Annotated in this window: 16 protein-coding genes and 1 CRISPR repeat array; of the genes, 6 read left to right on the top strand and 10 right to left on the bottom strand. The window is 40.0% G+C overall.

Annotated features, from left to right (window positions below):
• Positions 1-7 precede the first annotated feature (7 nt).
• The 7 genes from CLI64_RS07970 to CLI64_RS07940 form a co-directional block, all read right to left on the bottom strand.
• A complete protein-coding gene (locus CLI64_RS07970; protein WP_225977532.1) occupies positions 8-2,452 on the bottom strand; it encodes a CHAT domain-containing protein in 2,445 nt (814 codons plus the stop codon).
• Between the two features lie 104 nt (positions 2,453-2,556).
• Positions 2,557-3,216, bottom strand: coding sequence for a hypothetical protein (locus tag CLI64_RS07965; RefSeq protein ID WP_103136710.1), 660 nt, complete (start codon positions 3,214-3,216; stop codon positions 2,557-2,559).
• A gap of 205 nt (positions 3,217-3,421) precedes the next feature.
• Positions 3,422-4,780, bottom strand: coding sequence for a CHAT domain-containing protein (locus CLI64_RS07960; protein ID WP_225977531.1), 1,359 nt, complete (start codon positions 4,778-4,780; stop codon positions 3,422-3,424).
• A 15-nt stretch (positions 4,781-4,795) separates the two neighbouring features.
• Positions 4,796-7,171 (bottom strand): CHAT domain-containing protein, encoded by a 2,376-nt coding sequence (locus CLI64_RS07955; RefSeq protein WP_103136708.1) that lies wholly within the window; start codon positions 7,169-7,171, stop codon positions 4,796-4,798.
• 139 nt (positions 7,172-7,310) lie between these two features.
• Complete coding sequence (locus CLI64_RS07950; RefSeq protein ID WP_103136707.1) at positions 7,311-7,814, bottom strand: tetratricopeptide repeat protein; 504 nt, start codon at positions 7,812-7,814, stop codon at positions 7,311-7,313.
• 336 nt (positions 7,815-8,150) lie between these two features.
• Positions 8,151-9,548, bottom strand: coding sequence for an amidohydrolase (locus CLI64_RS07945; RefSeq protein WP_103136706.1), 1,398 nt, complete (start codon positions 9,546-9,548; stop codon positions 8,151-8,153).
• Positions 9,549-9,579: 31 nt separating this feature from the next.
• Positions 9,580-10,722 (bottom strand): PPC domain-containing protein, encoded by a 1,143-nt coding sequence (locus CLI64_RS07940; RefSeq protein ID WP_103136705.1) that lies wholly within the window; start codon positions 10,720-10,722, stop codon positions 9,580-9,582.
• Between the two features lie 346 nt (positions 10,723-11,068).
• On the opposite strand from CLI64_RS07940, the gene CLI64_RS07935 reads away from it, so the two are divergent.
• A complete protein-coding gene (locus CLI64_RS07935; protein ID WP_308418381.1) occupies positions 11,069-13,057 on the top strand; it encodes a serine/threonine-protein kinase in 1,989 nt (662 codons plus the stop codon).
• 375 nt (positions 13,058-13,432) lie between these two features.
• Positions 13,433-14,167, top strand: coding sequence for a carbonic anhydrase (locus tag CLI64_RS07930; RefSeq protein WP_103136703.1), 735 nt, complete (start codon positions 13,433-13,435; stop codon positions 14,165-14,167).
• 56 nt (positions 14,168-14,223) lie between these two features.
• Here CLI64_RS07930 and CLI64_RS07925 read toward each other — a convergent pair whose 3' ends face one another.
• The gene (locus CLI64_RS07925) at positions 14,224-15,681 is read right to left on the bottom strand and encodes an MFS transporter (RefSeq protein WP_103136702.1); all 1,458 of its coding nucleotides are present in this window, start codon (positions 15,679-15,681) and stop codon (positions 14,224-14,226) included.
• Positions 15,682-15,773: 92 nt separating this feature from the next.
• On the opposite strand from CLI64_RS07925, the gene CLI64_RS07920 reads away from it, so the two are divergent.
• On the top strand, positions 15,774-16,283 hold the full coding sequence (locus CLI64_RS07920) for a phosphoribosyltransferase (RefSeq protein WP_103136701.1): 510 nt from the start codon (positions 15,774-15,776) through the stop codon (positions 16,281-16,283).
• 690 nt (positions 16,284-16,973) lie between these two features.
• The gene (locus CLI64_RS07915; protein ID WP_103136700.1) at positions 16,974-17,654 is read left to right on the top strand and encodes a hypothetical protein; all 681 of its coding nucleotides are present in this window, start codon (positions 16,974-16,976) and stop codon (positions 17,652-17,654) included.
• Between the two features lie 18 nt (positions 17,655-17,672).
• On the opposite strand, the gene CLI64_RS07910 is transcribed toward CLI64_RS07915, so the two are convergent.
• Positions 17,673-20,264, bottom strand: a complete 2,592-nt coding sequence (locus CLI64_RS07910; protein WP_103136699.1) for a GAF domain-containing protein — start codon at positions 20,262-20,264, stop codon at positions 17,673-17,675.
• A 383-nt stretch (positions 20,265-20,647) separates the two neighbouring features.
• On the opposite strand from CLI64_RS07910, the gene CLI64_RS07905 reads away from it, so the two are divergent.
• The gene (locus CLI64_RS07905; RefSeq protein WP_103136698.1) at positions 20,648-20,998 is read left to right on the top strand and encodes a Rieske (2Fe-2S) protein; all 351 of its coding nucleotides are present in this window, start codon (positions 20,648-20,650) and stop codon (positions 20,996-20,998) included.
• A gap of 218 nt (positions 20,999-21,216) precedes the next feature.
• On the opposite strand, the gene fusA is transcribed toward CLI64_RS07905, so the two are convergent.
• On the bottom strand, positions 21,217-23,238 hold the full coding sequence (gene fusA / locus CLI64_RS07900; RefSeq protein WP_103136697.1) for an elongation factor G: 2,022 nt from the start codon (positions 23,236-23,238) through the stop codon (positions 21,217-21,219).
• 464 nt (positions 23,239-23,702) lie between these two features.
• Positions 23,703-26,426: a CRISPR direct-repeat array (repeat unit 37 nt; unit sequence GTTTCTAAACATCATTTCCCCGCAAGGGGACTGAAAC).
• 123 nt (positions 26,427-26,549) lie between these two features.
• Here fusA and CLI64_RS07895 point away from each other — a divergent pair.
• The gene (locus tag CLI64_RS07895; protein WP_103136696.1) at positions 26,550-26,969 is read left to right on the top strand and encodes a TMEM165/GDT1 family protein; all 420 of its coding nucleotides are present in this window, start codon (positions 26,550-26,552) and stop codon (positions 26,967-26,969) included.
• The last annotated feature ends 9 nt before the right edge of the window (positions 26,970-26,978 follow it).

Here is a 26,978-nt window from a genome sequence, read left to right as displayed (position 1 = left end):
GTTTTAGTCACTTTGATTCCCCAATTAGGGTGAAAGCCGCCCAATTTATGGGTTGGGGATATTTCTGCATCGTGGTCAGCATGGCTTGACGTAAAGCCGTGGCTTTATCTTGTTGTTGGATATTCTTATAAAACTCTGTCATCAAAAAAGATGTGGAATTATCATCAACAGCCCACAAGGAAACAATAACGCTGGGTGTACCTGCACTAATTAAAGAACGAGATAAACCAATCACACCATCCCCAGTAATGCGTCCGCGTCCGGTGTCGCAAGCACTTAACACTACTAAGTCTGCATTCAGCTTCAGATTGAGGATTTCTTCCGCCGTCAACAGACCGTTATCAGTGCTGGAGGGTGCAAGAGCGATCGCACTGCCCAAGCCTCGGTTATCATCAAGTAACCCATGTGTGGCGAAATGAATGATTCGAGCCTGTGTCATTTTGTTGACAATTGTGGTTTTGGTAGCTTTATTGCCGATTAATGCTTGAGTATTGAACTTAGCAGCAATTTCTCGTGCTTCTTTTTCCGCCCAAGGTAAGGATGTTAATTTTTCGGACGGCTTTCCTGGTTCTAAAATTACCTTGGGCATGGTGGGATTACCTACTATTAATACGTCCCCATTTCCCACGCCTAATTTTTGTTGACGCGTGAAATCTAATACTTGAATTGCTGGGGCAGTGAGAATAGTATGTTTTTGGATGAGATATTTGCCTTGTTCATCTTGTAATGCAGGGAAGGGGACAAGGAATAACTCATTTTGAGGGATGAAGATGACTTTTTCGCTGTCTTGTTTAGGGAGAACATCAGCGATGGGTTGAATCAGTAGTTGATGTAGTCGGCTCAATCTTTGCTTGGTTTTGGGTGCATCAGGTTTTGGACTGACGCTAAGGCCACCTCGTCCCCTCACACCAATAGACTGACGACTCATACTCACAAGTTTTTCTAAATTTGTGTTTTCTTTTTGCCATAAAGGTTTGAGGTCAGCTTTACGGAAGGTGATTTCACCTGTGGGTTTGATGACCCAAATATAGAGTTCTGATTCTTGAAATTGCAGCTTACCAGAAACTTGGAATTCTTCTCTAATGATGGAATACTGCACTAAGGTAGAATTTTGGGTTTTGGCAATTTGTTTCATCTCCTCAATTGTAAGCGATCGCGCCGGATTTACTACATTTTTATTATTATTAAATGAGCGTGATGCCAGCAATTCAACAAAAGCTCTAGCACGACCCCTTTCTGATATTTCTAAGGCGGCATCAGGTTTATTTTGGGCAACTAAAACTTGCTGTAATAGGGCATAAGTATTTTTTTGCGTATCAAAAAGAGAGACTTTATCTGTATTTTGTAATTTTGATTTGGGACTTCTGAGATTTTCCCAAATATTAATAGCTGCATACAGGTTTGTTTCGGCGGCGGAAAGATTACCAGATTTAAAGAAAGTCAGACCTAAATTATTCAAAGATTGACCTTCCCCCAGTTGGTCAGAAATTTTCCGCGCAATTGCTAAACTCTGCTGTTGATAATTGATGGCTTGGGGGTAATTTCCTTGCACCGAATAAGTGAGACCCAAGTTACCTAAAGCGTCTCCTTCACTGCGAGGGTCAACAATAGCACGGGCAATTGTCAACCATTTTTGTTGATAATCAATAGCTTGAGGATATTTCCCTAAAAAATAATAGATACTACCTAAATTACCCAGAATTTTACCTTCAAGTTGTGGGTTTTTTATTGCCTGGATAATCATTAAAGCTTGTTGGTAGTTTTGAATAGCGTTTGAATAATTGCCAATTGCAGAGTAAGCCAGACCAAGATTATTGAGTAATGTGGCTTCACTTTGACGGTCTGCAAGGTTTCTAAAAATAGCTAAAGCTTGTGAATATTGTTTAATTGCTGTTGGCACATCACCTAAAAAATAGTAGACAAGACCAATATTGGCAACGGCTTTTGCTTGACTTTGATTATCTTTGAGTTCTACTGCGATCGCTAAATTTTGTTGATGATAATCAATTGCCTGACCATAGTCGCCTTTATCTTGATATATAATGCCAAGATTACCTAAAGCTCTAGCTGCTCCTAAACGGTAATTTATTTTTTTAGCAATCCCTAAAGACCTCTCTAGATAATTAATTGCACTGTCATATTCTCCCTTAACTTGGTATGCTAGACCAATATTATTTAATACCTTGACTTCATTTTCATAGTCTCGTATTTCTTGATATATCACTAATGCTTGTTGCCAAGATTGCAATGCCGCATCAAATTGACTAGCTTGATATTGTTCTCTACCTTGTTGTAAAAGTTTTTCTGCGGCTTCTTTACGGCTGTTTGGTGTTTGTGCCAATACTTGCAACATCTCTAATGGTTTCGGCAAATTAATAGTTAGTGGCAAACATATAGCCATAATATAACTGAGATAAGTTAAATATTTTTTTTGACAAAACATCTTGTTCATTATTATTTGGTTAATTTTTAAATAAAAATAGATTTTGAAAAATAAGGTAGTGGTAATTGTTAAATCACCACTACGCAATTATTGACTTTTAAATAACATTCATATCATCTCACACGAGAGAAACCATTTCCTGCTTCTCGAATAAAATTAGCAGGTGCGCCTGTATCAAAACCTATACCTGAGCCTGTAGATGGTACTCCCGGCGATGTTCTAGAACGAGAAACTTTGCTGTCGAGATTGTTCTGATAAGCTAATTTCCATCCATTGCTTGTACGTCTCCAAGTTTGTTCAAATGTGGCTTCTATACGCATAGGTACGGGAGAATTATTAGCATCGAACACAATTGCATCAACGTATTCAATACCCATCACTTTTGCATATTCTCTACCTACATCCCGACGAATAATATATACACTTTCTCTATATTCACCAGTTTGTCGCCAGAACTGCCGATTAGCTTGACGCAACTGTTCTAAATTAATCACTTCTCCATTTGACTGACGTACTTGAAAATCAGATGAATAATGAGCAAAACATTGATTTACGTCTTTACGATTGCAACCACTAAGCATAGAATTATAAATATTCTTGATGCTTTGCCATCCTGAGTCTCTATTTGCTTGGTACTCTGAGTAACATCTATTAAATTCTCTGGGTGGACAATTGAGCATATAGTCTACACTACCATCTGCTTTTGCTATTCCATTATTCATAAATAATGGAATAGTAATAAAAGTAAATAAAGTAAGCATTGCTTTTTTCATAAAAAACTCCTTGGTGATTAGTAAAAGTGTTGAATTAATCAACAAAAATAACATTAACCTTTAGAAAAAAAACTTAAATATTTTCATTTTTTATATCAGTTCAATTAGATGAATCTTCAGCAAAGACACCACGAATAAAAGCTCAGGAATGAATTTTTTTATTTGTGATATCCAGTTCAGGAAAGTCACCAACCAGCTACTATTGCTACAACAAACCAATGAGGGTAAAACTAGCCCAATGCCTCGGATTTGGGTATTTTTTCTTAGTTTCTAGCATCGCATGACGCAAGGCTGCTGCTTTATTTGGGTTTTTACTGAGTTGTTGATAAAACGCTGTCATCAAAAATGCCGTCTCCCGATCTGATACAGTCCATAAAGAACCAATGACGCTGGAAACCCCAGCCGCGAAGAAAGAACGAGATAAGCCGATGACACCATCAATAGTGATTTTACCTAATGCTGTCTCACCTGCACTCAGCACTACTAAATCGGCTTGGAGGTTTAAGTTGAGAATTTCTTCAGATGTGAGCCAACCGTCGTCTTGTGATGATGATGCAAAAGTTAACCCACACAGGCTTTTTGAGGAATCACTGCATCCGTTTTGGGTAGCTAAATGAATGAGTTTGGCTTGGGACATTTTTGCTACTACGGCGGTTTCTGTGGCTGCGTCACCTATGATTGCTTGGGTGTTAAATATATCAGCAATGTTTTTTGCTTCTTGTTCTGCACCAGGCATAGTATTTAAAGAAACATCGGGCATAGTAGGATTACCAACAATCAGCACATTCTCTGGAGATGTTTGACGTAAAATCTGACGTTGATAGAGTAAGTCTAGTGCTTGAATTGAGGGTGCAGTGGCGATGGTATGTTGATCAATTAAATATTGACCTTTGCTATCTTGCAAGGCGGCGAAAGGGACGAGAAATAATTCTCCTTGGGGAATAAAAATAATGTGTGCGTCTGCTTGTTTGGGTAATAATTCAGTGATGGGTGCAATTAATAATTGATGGAGTTTTTGTAGTTTTTTTTGAGAGTTAATAGTGTTTGGGGGAGATACTTTGATAATACCTTTTGTGTAATCACTACTCACACCGAGAGACTGACGACTGCTATTAATTAATTCCGACAAAGATGTATGTTCTTGCTGGGAAAAAGTTTTTAAATCAATGCTGCGAAAAGCAATATCACCTGTAGGTTGAATCACCCAAATATAAATTTCTGATGCTTGAGTTTGTTTTTTACCCGCAATGGTAACTGTGTCATTAATAATAGTGTATTGTACCAGAGTGGCATTTTGTTGTTTCGCAACTTGTTTAATCTGCTCAATGCTGATTGGATTAATTAAGGGTGTAGACAAAAGATTGATTAGTGAACGGTTGCGGCTGCGTTCAGAAATTTCTAAAGCTGCTGGATAGTTGTTTTGTAAAATGAGTTGTCTTTGTAATGTTTGGGTTGGTAAATCTGTAGGTTGTGCAGCAACTTTGGTGAATAAACAGATATTTGTCAGCAGAATGAAGTTGATGTAATTGATTGATTTTTTATACATATCGTCACGTACAGACACAGAAAATTGATGGAGTTAATTGCTTTCGCCTATGAGGGTAAATGCAGCCCAGTCAAAGGGATGGTTGTACTTTTGTTTAGTAGTCAGCATTGCTTGACGTAAGGCTACGGCTTTATCAGGATTTTTCTGGAGATGGCGATAAAATTCGCTCATGAAGAAGGCGGTTGAGTTATCATTGACAGACCAGAGAGAGACGATAACGCTGGGTACTCCGGCGGTAATTAGCGAACGGGATAAACCGATAACACCGTCGCCTGTAATAGTTCCGCCGCCTGTGTCACACGCACTGAGAACCACTAATTCGGCGTTGAGTTTCATGTCAAGAATTTCCCCGGCTGTGAGAAAGCCGTCATCTTGACTACTAGGAGCAAGAGCAATGGCACCCGGCACACCAAATCCTTTAAAATCATCTAGTAAGCCATGAGTAGCAAAATGAATAATTCTCGCTTGTTTCATTCGGGGGAGAATGGCTGATTTAGTGGCTTTGCTACCGATAATTGCTTGGGTTTTGAGTAAGTCTGCAATCTCAATTGCTTCTTTTTCTGCACCACGGAGGGATGTTAATTGCTCATTTGTAATGGGCATTTTTGGCATAGTAGGATTACCAACTACTAAAATGTCGCCTTTTTTCTTAACTGATTCCCTGCGGCTAATTCTTTGTTTAGATGTTAAATCCAATACTTGAATTGATGGTGCAGTAAGAATAGTATGATTTTCGATTAAATATTTACCGTTATCGTCTTGTAATGCTGCGAAGGGAACGAGAAACAGTGATTCTTGGGGGATGAATATGACACGGGAATTAACATCTTTTGGCAGATGTTTCTCTATAGGTTTGATGAGAATTTCATGGAGTTTTTGCAGTTGTTGAGGTTGATTATTTCTGCTTGGTTGTACTTGAATACCTCTTCTTTGGGATATACCAATGGATTTGCGACTCATCGTCACAAGATTTTTGAGAGGAATATTGATATTTTTTTGTAAGTCTACTTGCTCAAAAGCGATTTCTCCTGTAGGTTGAATAACCCAGATGTAGAGATTTTCGTTACTGATAATGGAGTATTGAACTAAGGTAGCATTTTGAGTTTTGGCAATTTGTTTTAGGGAAGATATTGTTGGTTTATCAAGAGTAATAGCTAAATTCTGGCGAGAAGATAATAATTCTACGAAGGCTCTAGAACGTCCACGTTCAGAGATTTCTAATGCTTCAGATATTTTATTTTGAGCGATGAGGACTTTTTGTAATAACTGGTATGTGGCAATTTGAGTTTCAAAGATAGATATCTTATTAGCATCGCTCAATTTGGTGCGGAGAGATTCTAAAATTTCCACACCTTCGCGGAGAGTTTGTTCTGCTGATGTAAATTCACCAGACTCATAAAATACACTACCTATATATCTCAAGGTTCTAGCTTCACTGGCTTTATCCCCCAACTGTTGAAAAATTGCTAAAGCTTGTCTGAAAAACTGCTGTGTTTGTGGGTATTGTTTCTGATGAAGGTAGACTCTACCAAGATTACTTAATGCCACTCCTTCACCAGATTTATCGCCAACTTGAATAAAAAGATTCAAGGCTTTTTGAAATAACTCTTGTGCTTGTAAATATTCACCTTGATTGCGCCGGAAATCCCCAATATTATTGAGGGTAGTTGCTTCACCTCGACGTTCACCGATTTCAATAAAAATATTTAAAGCCTGTTGATAAAATCCCAAGGCTTGGGGATATTCGTTAATTGTGCGGTAATATATACCAATGGCATTAAGAGTTAATGCTTCTCTTCTTTTGTCGCCAAGACTTTTAAAAATAGCTAATGATTGTTGATAAAACTTTAGTGCTTGGGGGTATTGTCCGAGAGTTGTATTGATAAAACCTAAATTAGTCAGAGTAAAGGCTTCACCATTGCGATCGCCTACTTTTTTACGAATAGTTAAAGCTTGCTGGTAAAATTCTAGGGCTTGGGGATATTGTCCTAAATTTTCATGAATTATACCAATGTTATTTAAAACAGTTCCTTCATTTAAACTATCGCCTATTTCTCTGAAAATAGATAAAGCTTGTTTGTAAAAATTTAGTGCTTGGATATTATCCCCAAGTGTACGATTAACTATTGCAATGTAATTGAGAGTCAAGGCTTCGCCTCTGCGATTTTTAATTTCTCGATAGATAGCCAAGGCTCGTTGAAATGATTGTAAGGCTTCTCTATATTGACTAGTCTGAATCTGCTTTTCACCTTGCTGGTAAAGGTTTGCTGCTGCGGCTTGGGGATTTTGTGGTGCTTGCGCTAATACTTGGGATGTCTGGAATAGTCTTGGTAAAGTTGTTGATGATTGTGCAGTAATTAAAATGAGGGTAGTAAATACGCTAGTTAAATGGAGTTTGCGATAGCGCATAGCTGTAATTGAGAAATTAAAGAAGATATGAGTAAATTAACAATGCGTGCTGTTAACTGTTGATAGTTTACAATCTTACCGTCAACAGTTAATGTAATAGCTGAAAAATTTAGTGATTGGCGGAAAATCGTGCCATAATTTAGCTAGCTTCTATCTCTTTAATTACGCTGTCTGCTTTTTGCGCTAAATCTAGTTTGCCTTCTTTTTTAAAGAGTGTAGATGCTTGCCGAAAATCTGCGATCGCGGCTGTTTTATCTCTTAAATAATAGTTGCTAATACCTCGAAAATAGTAGGCTAAAGCAATATTAGGATTAATGGCTAAAGCTGCATCAAAATCTGCATTGGCAGCTTGATATTGCTCTATATATATCTTGGCAGCACCTCTGCCAACGTAAGCATAAATATTATTGGGGTCAGCTTCTAAAACTTGGGTAAATTTTTCAATAGCTGCTTGATAGTTTTTCCCTTCTAGTAAATCAATACCTCGTTGTAAGTTAGCGTAAACTTCAGATTCGGTAGATTGTGCAGTTACTTGTGATGTAGGGATTTGCTGATGATTAAATAAGTTTTTAGCTTCAGCTTTGGGTGTGAAAGCTAATGTTGTGCATACAATTATAGTTGCGGCTAATTTTAAGCTGTTCATGGACATCTCTCCTAAAATATTCCAATTCAATAGAACTGTTAACTTGCTTTCATAGGAATATATTTCTGGAGATTTGGAGGTTATGCAAAAATTTACTGAGAAATCAAAAAACCCCAAATTCTTAAACAAATTCGGGGTTTTGAAGCTTTCTCAGTCAAAAAGAGGAAAAGGGGCAGGGGGCAGAGGGAACTAAAAATACAAACCGAACTACGTTCCGCTTCTCTACGAGACGCTGCGCGTAGCTTGCTTCTCCAGATGGGTACGCTAAAACCCGCAATTGGAGTGATTTTTCTCCCTGCCCCCTTGCTCCCTGCTCCCCTAATTTTTCATAGTCCCTTACAACCCCATCACTTGACGATAATGCGCCTCAATTTGCGCTACAGTTGGCGACTGACGTTGAGTAGTCCATTGGCTACGGTTAAATAGTTCTTGTCGCAGTTCATCAACGTTAATCGTTGTCACCTTCCCATCAGCAATAATTTGCTTACCATTCACCCACGCACTATCTACAACATTGCTGGGACGACCTAAAACTAATAATCCAATGGGGTCTGTTCGTGGTAGTAATGATAAATTGGTGAGGTCATAGAGTACCAAATCGGCTTGTTTGCCTACGGTGAGAGATCCCAGTTGATCTGCCATATTTAACCCCTTTGCACCGCCTAAAGCAGCCATTTCTACGGCTTTTCGGGGTGTAATCCAATGGCGATAATCAAAATCTGTAACGTTATGTAAAATAGAGCCGATTTTGATGGCTTCTAATAAGTCTTGGGAGTCGTTACTAGAAGCACCATCACAACCAAAAGTGACGTTTACCCCAGCTTGGCAATATTTTAAAATGGGGGCGATGCCGCTACCTAAGCGTAAATTACTCAAGGGGTTGTGAACTACTGTTGATTGAGTTTCTGCAAGGATGGCGATATCTGCATCATCTAACCAAACACAATGGGCTAAGGAAGTGCGATCGCTCAAGTAACCAATTTGTTTAAGATGGGTAACAGCACTACAACCGTATTTTTCCTGGGCGAGTTTGGCTTGGGCTTGAGTTTCCAGTAAATGAGAGTGACGACAAATATTATAGCGATCGCTTAACTCAATACATCCCTCAAATAACCCATCTGTACATAATTGTATCCCCGTAGGTGCAACTAAAATATTCACCCCCGATTCTGGATGGTGAAACTGTGTAATTGCTGTTTCAATCATTTCTAGCGTTGCGGCGGTACTACGGAAAAACGGTTCATGGGTTTGTGTCGATTCTCCATTAGGTATTCCCGCAGTTAAAGATTCATCTTGAATTAAAGGCGCGACAAAAGCCCGAATTCCCACTTCTTGATAAGCACGCACCGCGCAGGCGATGGTTTCTAATTCTTGTCCGGGAATTAACACCAGATGATCTACAACACTTGTACCGCCAGATAACAAGGTTTCTACGGCTGTTCCTAAAGCACTCAAATAAACTTGCTCGGTATCCAGGGGTGCGAAATCATATAATTCCGCTAACCATAATTCTAGGGGTAAAGCTGACATAATGCCCCGTTGCCACATTTCTGAGGAATGGGTGTGAGCATTGATAAAACCTGGTAGCAACAGTTTATTGCTACCATCGATTACTGTACCGACAATATCTAAGTTGGGAGCGATCGCCGCAATTTTCCCTTCTATAATCTGTACATCGGTGGTAGTGTAACTCTCCTCAGCCGCTATCAATACATTTTGGATAGTAAAATTCATCACCTATATTTCCAGTGAACAGCCAACAAACCTAGAAAACAGTCAATCGATATCTACCACTTTGATTAGGCGTTTTAGAAGTTACCACTACATAGTAAGTACCATCCGCCGGTAACTTAGCTCGATCAATTAAAGCACTATATCTACCTTCTCGATCATTATCTGAGGATACTACCCTTCCCTGAGCATCTAATAAGACTATAAAGGGAGAAAATTCTTCTAAGACACTATCTACACGAATACTGACAAGTTGACCTTTTTTCCCTTCCAATTTGGTGACATTGTAGGGACTACCATTTTTCAGAGTCGGACTACTAGCAGTCAATTCCGTAAAGTCATCTTCAACGTAGCTAGCGCGATCATTTCTCAAAGCTATAGTATAACGTCCCACATCTCCAGGATTTTGGCTAGTAACTGCTATCGTGTAAACGCCTTTTTTCGGTAATTTGGCAAATATGGAAGCATCCCTAATGCTTTTACTATTGTCTGAACTACTCCGGCGCAAGATGACATTATTATCGGGATCAAACAAAAACATATAAGGTCTTAAACTCAGGTTATTGCTGCGACGTTGATCTACACTACCTGTTAACCTGAGTTGAATTACCTGATTTTCTTGCCCCTCAAATCTATAAAAATGCACATATCTACCTTCAGACTGAAAATCACCAGGAGATAGAATCCCAAAAGGAATATTGACAAAATCAATATCTCTATAAGTCGGCTGTCTCGATGTCGAATTAGTGGCAATTACTCGTTGACGATTCCGAGAATTACGTCTGTTATTGGTAGTGTTAGTATTCCTATTATTGGCATTTGTATTATTACTTGCCGCTTGATTGTTAATAATAGCTCGGTTGTTGGAGATATTATTAGCATCTCTAGTGTTAGCTATTGTCGTATTGGCTGGAGGGTTAGGTGCGATTGGTGGTTTAATGGTTGGTTGATTGGCTGGAGTTGTAGTAGTTTCAGGGACTTGAATCTCATTAATCCCTTCTTTTAAAGTTGGATCATCTATGGGTAGTGAAGCAATCACAAATTTCTCTCTGTTTTCTGCCAAAACTTCCCCATGAATTGGCTGAATCATGCTGGAGATAAGCAAACTAGAACTCATGCCATAAATGAAAAACAATTTGAATTTTGCGATGTTTTGTTGATGATGTAGCCTTCTCATTAGTCAATCCTCACATTTGGCACAAAAATTTATTTCTCGAAAATCCAGATATTTCTAGTCAAAATTTTATTTTCTTTAACGATATAAATTGATTTTTGTCTCTTCTAAGAACAGCAGAAATCTTTTATCCATAAAACAGATTTTTTGTCAAGTTCAATAAGATAGAAATGTATTAAATCTGAGTTTTCATACTAACTCTATAATTATTGGATTCATCAAAGTCTTGAATCTTGTTTATACATTATCATAACTATGAGTACCTAAAATCACAGCCGATTAATTTGCAGCAATTTCTCCATCTAAATGCAAAATCAGGAAACTTTTATATCTAAAATATGTCTCTTGTATGATGCTCTGCTGTTTAAATCCAGATTGCCCTAGCCCTTTAAATAGTAAAGGTACGAAATACTGCCAAGCTTGCGGTACACCCATCACACCTTTACTGAGAAACCGCTATCGGATTATCAATCTCCTATCTGATGAAGGTGGATTTAGCAGAACCTATTTAGCAGAGGATGTAGATAAACTCAATGTTCAATGTGTCGTCAAGCAATTTGCTCCGCGAGTACAGGGGACTTGGGCGTTAAAAAAGGCGATTGAGTTATTTCAAGACGAAGCAGTCAGATTGCAACAGCTAGGTGAACATCCCCAAATCCCCCAGCTTTTTGCTTATTTTGAGCAAGATAATAACTTATATTTAGTGCAGGAATTTATTGCAGGTAAAAACTTATCCCAGGAATTAAATCAGCGTTATCCTTATCAGGAAAATGAAATTTACGACTTATTAGTTGATTTATTACCTATTCTCAAATTTATCCATGAAAAGCACGTAATTCATCGAGATATTAAGCCACAAAATATTATTCGTCGTCAACAAGATGGGCGGTTAGTATTAATTGATTTTGGTGCTTCTAAGCAACTAAATGCTACAGTTAAAGCCCAAAGGGGGACAAATATCGGCTCACAAGGATATACTCCCATAGAGCAGATGCAGGGGGAAGCCTATCCGAGCAGTGATTTATATAGTTTAGGAATGACTGCCTTTTATATGCTCAGTGGAGTTTCTCCTTCTCAATTGTGGATACAATATGGCTATGGTTGGGTAGCATCTTGGCGAAAACACTTATCACACCCTGTCAGTGAGCAATTTGCTCAAGTGCTAGAGAGATTGTTAAAGGTAGATTTCCATGAACGTTATCAGTCTGCGGATGCAGTGCTAGCAGACTTAAACCGATTACCGTCACCAACATTAATTCCATCTGTCTTCAGGACAAAACTACAAGCAACTCAATTAACACTCATAAAATTCATCGCTAGTCAAGGCAAAAAAACTGCATTATTGACTGCTGTGACTTGCTCATTAGTAATCGGTGCAGGAATATTATATTTCCAATCTCGTTTGAGTTCAAAAGATATTCCCTCTCCACCCAAAGTTAATCTCAATTTACCCGTTAATCAGTATCTAATTAAGACTATGCCAGCCCATTCTGAGCAAATTAATAGTATTGCTATTAGTGCTGATGGTACAAAATTCGCTACTGGTAGCAGCGACCATACTATTAAAGTATGGAATTGGCCACAGGAAAAAGTCATACATACCCTCAAGGGACATTCTGATTTTGTGTGGTCTGTGGCTATGAGTCCCGATGGTAAACTTTTGGCTAGTGGTAGTCGAGATCAAACTATCAGATTATGGAATACACAAACAGGTAAACAAATTGCTACCTTGGGCAAAGCAAATTTAAAAGTGACCAGTCTGGCTATGAGTAGTGATGGTAAAATCTTAGCCACTGCACAAGGTAACACCATCAAACTTTGGAATTTACAAACCCAAAAAGAAATTGCTACTTTGAGGGGTCACACTAATATAGTTAACTCTGTAACCTTCAGTCCAGATAATCAAACTCTTGTGAGTGGTAGTTGGGATAAAACGATTAAAGTGTGGAATCTCAATCAACGTCGCCTAAGTAAAACCTTCACAGGACACACCAAAGAAATCATTGCTGTAGTGTGCAGTCCTAATGGGGAAATTATCGCTAGTAGTGGAGTTGATCAAACAATTAGATTGTGGAACTTGAAAACAGGAAAAGCGATCGCAACTTTCAAAGGACATACAGCCGCTATAATTTCCCTAGATTTTACACCTGATGGTCAAACCCTAGCTAGTGGTAGTTATGACGGTACTGTTAAACTGTGGAATTTATCAACAAATCAAGTCGCCAACACCTTCAAACAAGATGTCAGCAGAGTCACTGCAATTAAATTCCATCCTAGTGGCAATACTCTGATAAGTGGTCGTACTAACTATCTTGATATTTGGCGTACTAATAAATAAAAATCACCAAATCTACCCACCCGTGACCAAAAATTAAATTAGTCTTATAGACCAATACAGTTCAGTTAAGAAAATAGTTTGTAGTAAGGACTTTAGTCCTTAGATGAGGACTGAAGTCCTTACTACGAACTTTTCCTTACTTCACAAACCTCAGATTTTAGCCTTAACTGAACCGTATTGTCTTATAGACTACACATCTAATCTGTTAATCCAAAATCCGTCTTGAAAAGTTTCCTACGGCGGGAAACCCGCCTACAGAACTTTCCGCAAAATCCAAAATCTAAAATTGCTATTAAAGGGTGTGCAAAGGTACTCTTGTCGTATTGTCGATTCTGATATCGTGCTGTTAACCACACCAAATTTTCACGTAGGTTCATGACTCGAATTAATGGATTTATCGGTCGTCGTAATTTCTTGTGGTTAGCAGGTGGTAGCGGTTTAGGAGTAGTAGCTACCACTGTGGGTGGTAGTTTGATTAAAGATACACCAGAAACTACCATTGCTGATGTTAATTCAGCTAACCCAAACCCCGCCAATCCGCAACAAGCATTAACACGATTACTGGCTGGTAATCAAAGATTTGTAGAAAGTAAACCCCAACATCCTAATCAATCACGAAAACGTTTGCAAGCTGTTACTCAAGGTCAATATCCTTTTGCAACTATCTTGGGTTGTGCAGATTCGAGAGTTCCAACGGAAATTATTTTTGATCAAGGACTGGGGGATTTATTTGTGGTGCGAGTCGCTGGTAATGTGGCCAGTGAAACAGCTATTGGTAGTTTAGAATATGCTGCATCGGTACTCGGTTCGCAGTTAATTGTAGTATTGGGTCATAAAAGATGTGGTGCTGTCGCCGCAGCCATCAAAAACAAACCCCTTCCAGGTAAGATTGGCGATGTGATTGAAGATATTAAACCTGCCTTAGCCGGAGTAAATCTAAAATCTGAGAAAATCCAAGAAGTTGGAGTTATTGCTAATATTCAATACCAGGCTGAAAAATTACTGAAAAAGTCCTTGATATTAGCCAAATTGGTGCGTTTAGGTAAACTCAAAATTGTGGGGGCTATTTACGATATTGACACAGGTAAGGTGTCTATTATCAGGGAATAGGGAATGGGGAATGGGGAATGGGCTATATAGTATCTTGTTAGCTGAAGCACTCAATTTCATTCCAGGTGATCTCGTTGTTGTTTACGTGCTTGGAGTTTGAGCAGAATTTCGGCGTGCATCTCACGAGTAATGGGGTAAAAATAGGTGAGGATTAAACCTATAATTAAGGCGATCGCAGGTAGTGGCCCGATAGAAACACGAATAACATCTAATACAGCATTTGGTTGTACTGGGATAGGAACCTCTGGTGTGGGTGGAATATAGCCAGCCTTACCTAACCTTTGTAAAACTATATTCACCGCCAAGCCTAAACAAATTTTTTGGATAAAAACAATGAAACTATAAAAAATACCTTCCCTTCTTTGTCCGGTTTTGAGTTCGTCTAATTCAATGACATCAGGTAGCATTGACCAAGGTACAAGGTAAGCTGTAGAAACTCCAAAACCCGCCATGATGGCAAAAGTATACATTAGGGTGACTTGACCAGGCTGTAAAAAAAACAGTCCACCTTGGGCGATAATCCATACACTCACACCCATGTAGTATACAGCTTGTTTACCAACACGCTTACTGATAGCACTCCAGACAAACAGCATTGACATTGCAGTACCTTGGACTGCCAACAATACTAAATTAAAATGCCAAGATGGTAATCGCATCCAACTGACAACAAAGTAAGGAATAATACTAGCAGTTAACTGCACACTCAACCAGGAACACAAATAAATCCCGACAACAAACAAGAAAGGGCGATTAGTAAAAACAATTTGGAGTTGCTTCAATAAGGGAATTGATACCGTCTGTTCCATTTGGGGATGTAACTTAGCCATTGCTTTGGCGCGTTTTTTCGTTCCCCAAACACACCAATACAAAGGAAACACCGAGACAACTGCACAAATAGCTCCCAAAACTATGTATTGTAGTTGTTTATTTTGCGGAATGATTAAGGAAATTACCAAGGCCAGCAAAACAGCAAAAATACTTCCACCGATAGAAAAGAAAAAGCGAAAACTGTTGAGGCTAGTACGTTCGTCGTAGTCTTGTGTCAGTTCGGCGGTGAGGGCTGTATATGGTAAATTGACAATAGTATAGAAAGCATTAAACAAAATCGAAACGATAGTATAAAACCAAAACAAGCCCCACTCGTTTACATTTTCATTACTACTAAACTGAGGGACAACCCAGTTTAAAAAAAAGAAAATTCCGAAAGGGACTGCACCCCAAATCATCCAAGGATATCGCCTCCCCTGACTACTCTGAGTGCGATCGCTTAATACTCCCACCATTGGATCATTAATAGCATCCCATACTTTGCCGATGAGTTGGGTGAGTCCAGCTAACTCTGGTTTTAAATGTGCTACATCTGTTAAAAAAGGTGATAGATAGGAAATCCCAATCATCGCTGTGATAGCCGTTCCCAAATCCCCAGCACCGAAAGCGATTTTAGTTTTCAAGTCAAGTTTTTCACTGACTTGATGCTCTTGGGAATAGTCATCAGCAGTAGAATCGTTCATAATGTCTTGCACTCATACTAAAATATAAAATTTGCGATCGCTTTGTTTAGCGTCAGCATCGCTTTTAGTATCACCCATAAAATACCTACCTTATGCCAGACCTTTACGTTTCTTGGTCAGAGTATCATTATAAAATTGAGCAACTAGCGGCTCGTATTTATGACTCTGGTTGGGAATTTAATCAAATACTTTGTTTAGCCAGGGGCGGACTACGTGTTGGTGATATTCTTTCCCGTATATATCAGCAGCCTTTGGCAATTTTAGCAACATCGTCTTACAGTGGTTCAGGCAAACAAGCCAGAGGTAACTTAATTTTCTCCCGTCATTTAACCATGACCACGGAAACATTAGGTTCACGTATTCTAGTGGTTGACGATTTGGTAGACTCAGGAATTACACTGAAAGAAACTATCCCCTGGCTACAGCAAAACACCACTACCCCCATCGAGGAAATCCGTACTGCCGTCATTTGGTATAAAGCTTGCTCTATCTTTGCACCTAACTATTACATTGACTATTTACCTGATAATCCTTGGATTCGCCAACCTTTTGAACATTACGAACATATCAGTCCCGCAGATTTGGCGGCGAAGGTAAGTTAATAATTCCAAGTTAAATATATTTTGCTGACAAGTCTTGATACGTAAAGCCCCCGCATTTTTCATCGGGGGATATAACCCTTAACAAAATCTTACTCCTATAGAAGTACGTCTAATGTGAATTAAAATCGTGTAATTCTGTAGACATTTGTAGGGGCGGGTTCACCGATATCATCGTTAATTGTTCATGATATTTGATTAACCCGCCCCTACCGAGTCTCATTAGCTCCAAGCATAGGCTATTTTTTGGAGATATAGAAGGTTTTCCTAATTCACATCAGGCGTGAAGTCATATTTTTTACAGTATAAAAATAAAAACTTATGTATTTAGTAACATAAATTACTGGAAATTAAATAATTTCTCAAGGTATACAATAATTTTCATCAAAATTATGCTTTTAGTAATATTGCATATCCATTTTTAGTATGAGATTATCAGCAAATGTACGCAAAATTTATTAACCTTGCCTTAATATTAGAGGTTTGTAAATCAACAACTTCAGGTTTTCCTGTCTAATTAACTAACATTGGAGATGAAAACAATACAACTTTTTCGTTTAATCAAGGGTTAATGGACATAATTAATATGCAGACTGATTGATTAAATTTATACCTGGATATTCTATGCAATGATGTATAAAATTATTATTCAGTACACAAAAGTAGTATTTTTTACAAAAAGCCCGGACAATCATGCACAAACTAATTAGTAATAAGTCCATATACACACATCAAATTAAAATCGCTATAATCGCAGTTTTATCAACTATAATCCCATTATCTTTAGTCTTAATTACTGTTTATTTAACTACTGATTTAAACTTAGCTCATTTGACAATGGATCAGGCAGCCGTAGCAGGTACACCACCATACATAGGCTTTTTTTCTAATATCGGCATATTATTTTGGTGTGCGTGTGCGGCAATTTGCTTATTTAGTTTTGTAATTCTTAAAATAGTCAAACAATCTCCACAATACAGCAATTTTTTCCTGTATTCTGGTTTATTAAACACATTATTTTTAGTTGATGATTTCTTCTTACTGCATGAATATGTACTGCCAAAATATCTATATATTGATGAACGTATCTTATATGCAATTTATATGATCCTCGTATGTTCATTTTTTATCAAATTTAGAAGAATTTTCAAACAAACAGAATTTCTGATTCTTGTTGTTGGCACAATATTTTTAGGGCTATCGATCATTAGCGATGCGATATGGCACAGTATCCCTACCGTAGTAGAGGATACATTAAAATTAACTGGAATCACTACTTGGGTGACTTATTTTGTGAGGCTATGTTTGCGCGAAATTTCCGTAATTGCGAATGTTTCAACTTTGCAAAAAGAAGTAACATCCTGGATGAAGTAGATACACAAAATCTATTTTTTATTTTTCCTGGAAAGTCCAAACGCCTTCATCCCATTCGGATGTTGTAGGTGGTGATTGTAACCAATGTTGACAACGCAAAAGGTGTAACATAGCGGCTTTATCTTGATTATCAAAGGCCAGAACTTTGGCAAATTCGGCTCTAGCAGCATTGAATTCTTGTTGAAGATAATACTCCCGACCTTTGTGATAATGTTCGATCACTTGTAGCTTTTCACCGTTGATAGGGTCGGAACGTAAACCCACTAATTCATAAATAGCTACCGGTTCGTTTCTGCCTTTAACGCGAATATAGTCTAATTCCCGCGCCCAGATTTTTTCTTGACAGGGTTTAAAGGTATTATCACTGAGGATAATGTCACAGCCGTATTGTTTGCTAACACTTTCTAAACGTGAGCCTAAGTTGACACCATCACCGATCGCAGTGAATTCCATCCGTTTACTAGAACCGATGTTACCACTAATGACAGTATCGGAGTTAATCCCAATGCCAATACTAATTCTGGGTTTATTAGCAGCGTAACGACGTTGATTAAATTCTTGTAAGCGATGGCGCATTTCTATCGACGTTTGTACCGCCATCCAAGCGTGTTCTTCTAAGGGGAGAGGCGAACCGAACACGGCCATAATCGCATCACCGATATATTTATCGAGAGTCCCTTTGTGTTTAAATACAGCCTCTACCATTGATTCAAAATATTCATTGAGCATACTAACCACTTCTTCTGCTTCCAGATTTTCTGTCAAAGTGGTGTAGCCTCGAATATCGGAGAATAAAATCGAAACTTCCTTGCGATCGCCTCCTAGTTTAGCATCGTCTAGCTTCAGCAATTCCTCGGCTAATTCTTGCGTCATGTAGCGATACATTGTACTCTTGAGGCGTTTTTCATCGCTAATGTCTTCCATGACTACCAACGCGCCACCTACTTGGCTGGGGTCGTTGGCATTGGCGATCGTATTAATTGATAAGTTAATACTATGCTGTTCTGATTCGGCATCTACACTCAATAAGGTACGGTCAGGATAATATTGCTGACGATGTTTGGGATCAGCACCGAGTAAAGCATCTTGACACCACCTACCAAAATCACCTTCTTTAATGGCGATCGCTTCACTAACTAATTTACCTTCTAAACGCTCTTCTTCGGTTAATCCCAATAACCGTTTCGCGCTTTCATTGGCTGCAATAATTGCACCTGATTTATCTGTGGAAATCACACCATTGGAAAGACTCCGCAGAATATCCCGTTGTAATTGTTCTTGTTGTTTGACCTTGGCAAATAACTGAGCGTTTTGTAATGCTACCCCAGCTTGAATGTTGAAAGCTTCCATAAATTCTTCGTCGTTGCGGTCAAAGCTAGCTTGGAAGCATTCCGGTGCTTTAGGCCAGTCAGCAGGGTTATAAGGTGGAAACTCTCCAGATTTCTTTTTATTGACTAATTGTGTCACCCCAATTAACTCTTGATCAGCGTTAAATACGGGCATACACAGTAAACTACAAGTACGGTAGCCATTCTGCTGATCCAAGTATTTGGCGGTTTCTGAATCTGAATGGTCGTATAAATCAAAGGGAATATTGAGTTTTTGACCGGATGCGGCGACTATTCCCACAAAACCCTTACCGATGGTCACGCGCAATTCCCTAGTTGAACCGTCATCTTGGGTAATTTTTGTCCAGAGTTCATGGCGATCGCGGTCTATTAACCATAGTGTACTGCGATCGGCGTTCATTAATTCTTTGGCTTCATCCATCACCCTTTTGAGGGTGTCTTCTAAGTCCAGACTACTTTGACTGAGGGATTTTACCGCCTTCATCATCGCAGCTGCGGCTCTTTGTTTTTGTGTTGCGATGTAAAAAGAGCGAGACGATTCTAAAATTAGGCGAATAGAAGGGGCAAATTCTTGAAATAATTGCTCATCAGCACCAGTAAAGCCTACAGGATCAACCCGTTCCGCCAGTGGCGCATCTGGCTGCTGTGTCGATTTTAATTTATTGAGTAACTGTACTACCGCCACTAGTTGTCCTTGTTCATTGAGTAGCGGTAAGGCCAGCATGGTGTAAGTGCGATAGCCTGTGATTTTCTCTTGTTTTTGGGCAAATATTGACCGTGGGTCACTATAAAAATCAAAGGGAATATTAACTACTTGCTTAAAAGTCGCCACTTCCCCCGCAATTCCTTTATCGGCGGGAATGCGAATTTCTAAAGACCGTTTCCCCTCGCCTTCCGCGACAATTGACCACAGTTCTTGTTTTTCTTCATCCAGTAAAAATATAGTAGTTCTGTCTGCTCCCAATAATTCCCCAGTTTTCAACGTAATCGAGTGCAACATTTCTTGCAGAATTGTCTCAAAACCCTGAGAATCCAACATGGACAGGGTTTGATGCACAATATGTAATTTCTGCTCAACTTCTGTAACAACTTGTTTAAAAGTGTCTTGAGTTAGGGGAGCTAGAAAGGTGGAAATAGTGCCTTTGCGTCGGGCTAAAGTCCCGACAGGAGAAGCATTTGCTGCTAAGGCCTGATTTTCCTGGTTGTGAACACCAATCATCAAATCAGCTGTCTCCCCAAAACTACGCTGTTGCGCTGACATAGGTAATTTTTGATATAGCAGGATTGTAACGTTAGAAAATTTTTTATGTGTTGCTTTAGCAACTAGTATTTGACATTAACCACAGTGTAATCTGTTGTGATTTCCTCGTCATCCTGCTTTTCTCCTGTTTTATCAATATTACTAACAGCTTATTTTATGTTTCAAATTTAACATAGAAAAAAATTCTACACGACTGAAATTTTTAGCGTGTAGTTAATAAGTATACTTTAACATTCAAACTGTAGTTGACTTGAATAGTTATGAGATTTGTGGGTGTGAATATATGATTCCCTATCACCAAGCTAAACTAACATTTCTCGGCCAAACTTGTGAAATGATGTACTTAATTGCCTGCATCCTTTAAAAGATCAAGAGAGGTATCAATGAACTGGATTAAAGTTCTTCCCCAAGATGAACTGCCACCCAACGGACGCAAAGTAGTAAAAGTAGAACAACGCAACATCCTTTTACTTCACCACAATAACCAAGTTTTCGCCGTAGAAAATTCCTGTCCTCATCTCAAGTTACCCATGCAAAAAGGGAAAATCACCGATGATGGGGCTATTGTCTGTCCCTTCCACCGCAGTGCTTTTGATTTATCCACCGGTAATCCCAAAGAATGGACACCTTTCCCCCCCGGTATTGGTAAGGTAATGGGTATGATTTCCAAAGAAAAAGCTCTTTCTGTTTTTCCCACCCGTGTAGAAGAAGGTAGTATCTGGGTGGGAGTCTGAGGTGATTGGGGACGGATCAATTCAAAATTCAAAATTCAAAATTCAAAATTAGAGAAGAATTGGGGATTGGGGACTGAGGAATGTTCCCACCCTGAAAAGGCTCGTTAAAATTGTAGAGACGTTGTATACAACGTCTCTACTCTACTCAACAACCACCACTCAGCACGGGCTAAACGCCCCGCTTCCGCTAACAGCACGGGCTAAACGGCGCGCTTCCGCTAACAGCACTCACTACTCCTTCCTTGACGATAACAAGCAAACTCCATTGAGAATGTCGCCATTCCGGCTGTGAGCGATCGCAAGTCGGTAGAATAACCAAACATCTGCACTAATGGAACTTCCGCCTGAATTACGGAGTAAGTTTGCATGGTTTCTGAACCCAGCAATACACCGCGACGGGAAGACAAATCACCCTGGACTCTTCCCAAAAACTCGTTTGGTGTTTCCACTTCTACCAGCATGATGGGTTCGAGAATATAAGGTTTAGCTTGAGTTAACGCTTCCTCTAAGGCTTGATGGGCGGCGGCTCTAAAAGCTAATTCTGAAGAATCTACTTTATGATAAGAACCACCATCTAGCACGACTTTTACCCCTGTGACTGGATAGCCTTCTAGCTGTCCTGATTGGATGGCTTCACGGAAACCTTTCTCACAGGCGGGGATGAATTCTTTAGGAATTGCACCGCCGACTACCTGATTTTCAAACACAAAGGGTTCTGTGGTGGGTTCAATCCAGCCTTGGACATGGGCGAATTGACCAGAACCACCGGATTGTTTTTTCAGTCGATAGTCAAAGTGAGCTTTTTGGCTGATGGTTTCCCGATAAGCTACCGCAGGCTGACCGACATAAACATCGGTGTTGTATTCCCGTTGCAGGCGTTCTACGTAAATTTCCAGATGTAATTCTCCCATCCCAGAAATTAAGGTTGTGCCTAATTCGGGGTCAATACTCAAGCGGAAAGTCGGGTCTTCCTTCTGGAAGCGGTGCAAGGCTTTGGCGAGGCGATCGCTATCTTCTTGTTTTTTGGGTGTAATTGCCAGTGTAATCACTGGTTCGGGTACATACATCCCTTCAAGAGACACAAACGGTTCTCCACTACAGAAGGTATCACCAGAAGCACAATCCACACCCAATAGGGCGATAATATCCCCTGCTACCGCTTCTTTGATTTCTTCCCGTTTATTGGCGTGCATCCTCACCAACCGCCCGATTTGCAGCCGTTGTTTGGTGCGGGAGTTGTAGACAGTATCACCTGTTTTCAACGTCCCGGAGTAGATGCGGGTGTAGGTCAATTGTCCAAAGGACTCGACTGTGAGTTTAAACGCCAACGCCACCAGGGAATCATCAAGGTTAGGATAGACACTTACGCCCTCAGCAGTTTTGACTACTTCCCTATCAATAGGAGATGGGAGATAAAGAGCGATCGCATCCAATAAGTTCTGCACACCCTTATTTTTAAAGGCTGAACCCAATAGCACAGGGGTGAGTTGCAGACTGAGAGTAGCTTGGCGAATGGTGTCCCAAATCATCTGTTTGGGAACTTCTTCACCCGCCAATAATTTCTCTGTCATCGCCTCAGAGAATAGCGATAACGCATCTAGCATTTTTTCCCGTGCTTCCTGTGCTTGTGTCAGTAAATTTTCAGGAATGGGTTTTTGCAGCCAATTTTCCCCATTTTCTCCCTCAAAATAATGGGCGTTCATTTCCACGAGGTCAATCACCCCTTGGAATTGGTCTTCACTACCGATGGGATACTGCAACAACACAGCATTTAATTGCAATCTGTCGTGCATCGCCTGGACTACACGGAAAGGATTTGCACCCACCCGATCCATTTTGTTAATAAATGCCAATCGGGGAATCCGATAACGTTTCATCTGACGGTCTACGGTGATTGATTGGGACTGCACACCAGCTACAGCACACAACAACATCACAGCCCCATCCAATACCCGCAAAGCACGCTCAACTTCTATCGTAAAATCTACGTGTCCGGGTGTATCAATCAGATTAATTTGCGTATCGTGCCATTGACAGGTTGTAGCAGCAGAGGTGATGGTAATACCGTGTAACTTTTCCTCTGGCATAAAGTCCATTGTTGCACCTTTGCCGCCTCCCCGTACTTCCTCAATTGCATGGATTCTGCCCGTATAGAAGAGAATGCGCTCTGAAAGTGTAGTTTTACCAGAGTCAATGTGAGCAGATATACCAATATTTCGGATGCGTGTTCGGGGAATCATAACGACTTCCTTTTTTAAAGCGACAAATACTTACTGTCGATGCAGTAACATATTTTGTATTATATATGTAATACAAAAGAAAGACAAGACTGAGAACAGAGAATGCTATTGATTTACTCTAGCTATACCATTTCGTACAAAAATTAATACACCTAGAGTTATAGAGTTTCTGTAAGGGTTGTCACTTCATTGTTTGTGGCTAAACTCCAAAAAATACTCGACAATAGCAAATAGTCATTTTATGATTGGGAAATCAGCTTGATGTTTGACGAATCGAAGCGGGGTCAAAAAGCCCAGGGATTCGTCAAAATCGCCAGAACCTTGACAACATAATAATTATAGCGTTTCTATAATTCGGGAAGTTGCAAATTAATCGCAATAAGGTAGGCTGAAATCGACCTGATTTTGCGATTCGTCAAAATGCTTCCCAGGAAGCTTGCTCTATCTCAGTTTCAGTACCGAGCAGTTTCTAAACATCATTTCCCCGCAAGGGGACTGAAACCTATCTCATAGTCTAATCCATAGCCTAGACGGTCAGAGAGTAGAAAGTTTCTAAACATCATTTCCCCGCAAGGGGACTGAAACAAGCTTCAGGAGGTCAGCTAACAGATTTTAGACCTGGTAGTTTCTAAACATCATTTCCCCGCAAGGGGACTGAAACTCATAAGGCTAAAATAACTCCTAAAAGACAACTAAATAGTTTCTAAACATCATTTCCCCGCAAGGGGACTGAAACTGAGTAGTCCGCCATTGTTGTTGAGGCTGAACACCGCGAGGGGGTTTCTAAACATCATTTCCCCGCAAGGGGACTGAAACCTTTTGGCTGCGTTGGTAGCTCTTGCCCTCGCGGTGTGTTTCTAAACATCATTTCCCCGCAAGGGGACTGAAACAAGAAATAGTAATCAAGAAAAAGAGCTTTGTGCTTGAAGTTTCTAAACATCATTTCCCCGCAAGGGGACTGAAACACATGAGTTAGAGAACTCACAGATGAAATCTCATGAGCTAGTTTCTAAACATCATTTCCCCGCAAGGGGACTGAAACAAAGTGTCTAACTGGTTTACACGGCTGATACTACCAGGTTTCTAAACATCATTTCCCCGCAAGGGGACTGAAACTCCCAAGGCTGCCCCAGTGGACTCTACAAACTGGGTTTCTAAACATCATTTCCCCGCAAGGGGACTGAAACAGGCTAGGACGTATATAGAGACTTTAGGGGTTAAGTTTCTAAACATCATTTCCCCGCAAGGGGACTGAAACGCTGGTTCTGGGATGTCCTTGACATACTCCCTTACCGTTTCTAAACATCATTTCCCCGCAAGGGGACTGAAACATTCCAGCAATGGCGATTGTTACAGTCAAGCATCACAAGAGTTTCTAAACATCATTTCCCCGCAAGGGGACTGAAACATCACAGCCTCTAGTCCCTGTCAGCCATTCTCTATCGTTTCTAAACATCATTTCCCCGCAAGGGGACTGAAACCAGGCAGAGGTGCAAAAGGCCACCACCGCGGCCAATGGTTTCTAAACATCATTTCCCCGCAAGGGGACTGAAACCCAATGTTGATTCTTGCCACAGACCCGCCTAGAAGTTTCTAAACATCATTTCCCCGCAAGGGGACTGAAACCCAACAGTCTTAATAATGGCAGTAACAACGGCAATGAGTTTCTAAACATCATTTCCCCGCAAGGGGACTGAAACATCTCAGCCTTTGAAGGTACAGCAGATAGCATGATGTTTCTAAACATCATTTCCCCGCAAGGGGACTGAAACACCAATCTACATATTAACGACACCAAGTTCGGCTGGGGTTGTTTCTAAACATCATTTCCCCGCAAGGGGACTGAAACGCAACAAGCATTTCTCGTCAAGCAAGGTTTCGTCCCCAGAGAAGGTTTCTAAACATCATTTCCCCGCAAGGGGACTGAAACTAACTGGAGTTTACTAGCTGGTGCCAGGATTCCCGGTTTCTAAACATCATTTCCCCGCAAGGGGACTGAAACGCTAAAGCCAAGCTGCCCAATGCGATCAAGTCCCCAGGGTTTCTAAACATCATTTCCCCGCAAGGGGACTGAAACAAAGAACTAGAAAAACTACAAGAAGAACTAGAAGAAGTTTCTAAACATCATTTCCCCGCAAGGGGACTGAAACACAGGCAAGGGCTAGAGAATCAGCATCATCATCTTTGTGTTTCTAAACATCATTTCCCCGCAAGGGGACTGAAACACCACCTCCAAGCCTTTGGCGATACTTTCATCGTCTTGTTTCTAAACATCATTTCCCCGCAAGGGGACTGAAACTCTTCAGAAGTTTCAGAAGATTAATTCTGATTTTGCGTTTCTAAACATCATTTCCCCGCAAGGGGACTGAAACGCGGGATTATCTGAAATGGGAATTGTTAGTAGTGTGGCGATGGTTTCTAAACATCATTTCCCCGCAAGGGGACTGAAACTTACATATCCCTGTCTAGCGGCTTCTAAAGGAATTCGTTTCTAAACATCATTTCCCCGCAAGGGGACTGAAACGACTATAAATCCCGCCCCTAAATCGTCTGAGGCGTTGTTTCTAAACATCATTTCCCCGCAAGGGGACTGAAACAAACACAGAGCGGGCGAGGTTCATATCGCCCTGCTGTAAAGTTTCTAAACATCATTTCCCCGCAAGGGGACTGAAACATTCTAAATTAACTATTCTAATTAATGATTTTTTAAGTTTCTAAACATCATTTCCCCGCAAGGGGACTGAAACCTATCCATAGGATTAGGGATCGCAACCAATGCACATGTTTCTAAACATCATTTCCCCGCAAGGGGACTGAAACTTGCCAAGCTTCAGTTAGGGCGAATGTCACTGGTAAAGTTTCTAAACATCATTTCCCCGCAAGGGGACTGAAACCCCTGAATAATAGGCTTGGTATGAATTACCCTTTTTAGTTTCTAAACATCATTTCCCCGCAAGGGGACTGAAACATGTTTCGATTACTTGGTAGTGAATTACCACCTGTAGCGTTTCTAAACATCATTTCCCCGCAAGGGGACTGAAACTACTATTTTACTCATTTTATCACGGTATTTAATTTTGTTTCTAAACATCATTTCCCCGCAAGGGGACTGAAACGATCCTAAAAAATTTGATGCACAACATTTACAAAAGTTTCTAAACATCATTTCCCCGGAAGGGGACTAAAATCAATCCTTGACTAGATGTTATCTCCGAAGAAAATTGCATTTTTGCGGTAGAGTTGCAATTTATGACACCCATCTGCAAAAATGAGAAGAATATGAAAAATCTCTAGTAACAAAACTACTGCCTGTGAAACTTGACTCTGCACCTGTAATCCTAACTGGCGTATCTGCGTCTAAGAACCAGCCAACATTAACAGTGACCACCGAATGTAGCACAATTGAACCGATTCAGCCTGTAGTTAGTGCTGAGAGCCAGAAAAAGCAAGATTCACCACTTATTGTTTTCGCTACTACTTTTATTACGATTTTTCTCGCAGAAATTGGCGATAAAACCCAACTATCAACTTTATTAATGAGTGCAGAATCCCATGCACCTTGGGTAGTATTTCTCGGTTCTGCGGCTGCACTGATTACCACCAGCTTATTAGGTGTATTGTTAGGTAGTTGGATTTCTAAAAAATTCAGTCCCAAAATTCTAGACAAATCAGCCGGAATCATGCTGCTGTTTGTCTCCGTCATGCTCTTGTGGGATGTATTACAAGGTTAAGCTTCCCCA

The sequence above is a fragment of the Nostoc sp. CENA543 genome (assembly GCF_002896875.1).
Lineage (GTDB): Bacteria > Cyanobacteriota > Cyanobacteriia > Cyanobacteriales > Nostocaceae > Trichormus.
The sequence above is the reverse complement of the archived record's forward strand: the minus strand, read 5'-3'. Positions and strand labels throughout refer to the sequence as shown.

Excerpts from the sequence above, each read along its gene's own strand:
- CLI64_RS07925 (WP_103136702.1), bottom strand. The coding sequence starts at position 15,681 with ATGAACGATTCTACTGCTGATGACTATTCCCAAGAGCATCAAGTCAGT.
- CLI64_RS07945 (WP_103136706.1), bottom strand. The coding sequence starts at position 9,548 with ATGAATTTTACTATCCAAAATGTATTGATAGCGGCTGAGGAGAGTTAC.
- CLI64_RS07940 (WP_103136705.1), bottom strand. The coding sequence starts at position 10,722 with ATGAGAAGGCTACATCATCAACAAAACATCGCAAAATTCAAATTGTTT.
- CLI64_RS07955 (WP_103136708.1), bottom strand. The coding sequence starts at position 7,171 with ATGCGCTATCGCAAACTCCATTTAACTAGCGTATTTACTACCCTCATT.
- fusA (WP_103136697.1), bottom strand. The coding sequence starts at position 23,238 with ATGATTCCCCGAACACGCATCCGAAATATTGGTATATCTGCTCACATT.
- CLI64_RS07935 (WP_308418381.1), top strand. The coding sequence starts at position 11,069 with ATGATGCTCTGCTGTTTAAATCCAGATTGCCCTAGCCCTTTAAATAGT.
- CLI64_RS07965 (WP_103136710.1), bottom strand. The coding sequence starts at position 3,216 with ATGAAAAAAGCAATGCTTACTTTATTTACTTTTATTACTATTCCATTA.
- CLI64_RS07970 (WP_225977532.1), bottom strand. The coding sequence starts at position 2,452 with ATGAACAAGATGTTTTGTCAAAAAAAATATTTAACTTATCTCAGTTAT.
- CLI64_RS07915 (WP_103136700.1), top strand. The coding sequence starts at position 16,974 with ATGCACAAACTAATTAGTAATAAGTCCATATACACACATCAAATTAAA.
- CLI64_RS07950 (WP_103136707.1), bottom strand. The coding sequence starts at position 7,814 with ATGAACAGCTTAAAATTAGCCGCAACTATAATTGTATGCACAACATTA.
- CLI64_RS07920 (WP_103136701.1), top strand. The coding sequence starts at position 15,774 with ATGCCAGACCTTTACGTTTCTTGGTCAGAGTATCATTATAAAATTGAG.
- CLI64_RS07905 (WP_103136698.1), top strand. The coding sequence starts at position 20,648 with ATGAACTGGATTAAAGTTCTTCCCCAAGATGAACTGCCACCCAACGGA.
- CLI64_RS07910 (WP_103136699.1), bottom strand. The coding sequence starts at position 20,264 with ATGTCAGCGCAACAGCGTAGTTTTGGGGAGACAGCTGATTTGATGATT.
- CLI64_RS07930 (WP_103136703.1), top strand. The coding sequence starts at position 13,433 with ATGACTCGAATTAATGGATTTATCGGTCGTCGTAATTTCTTGTGGTTA.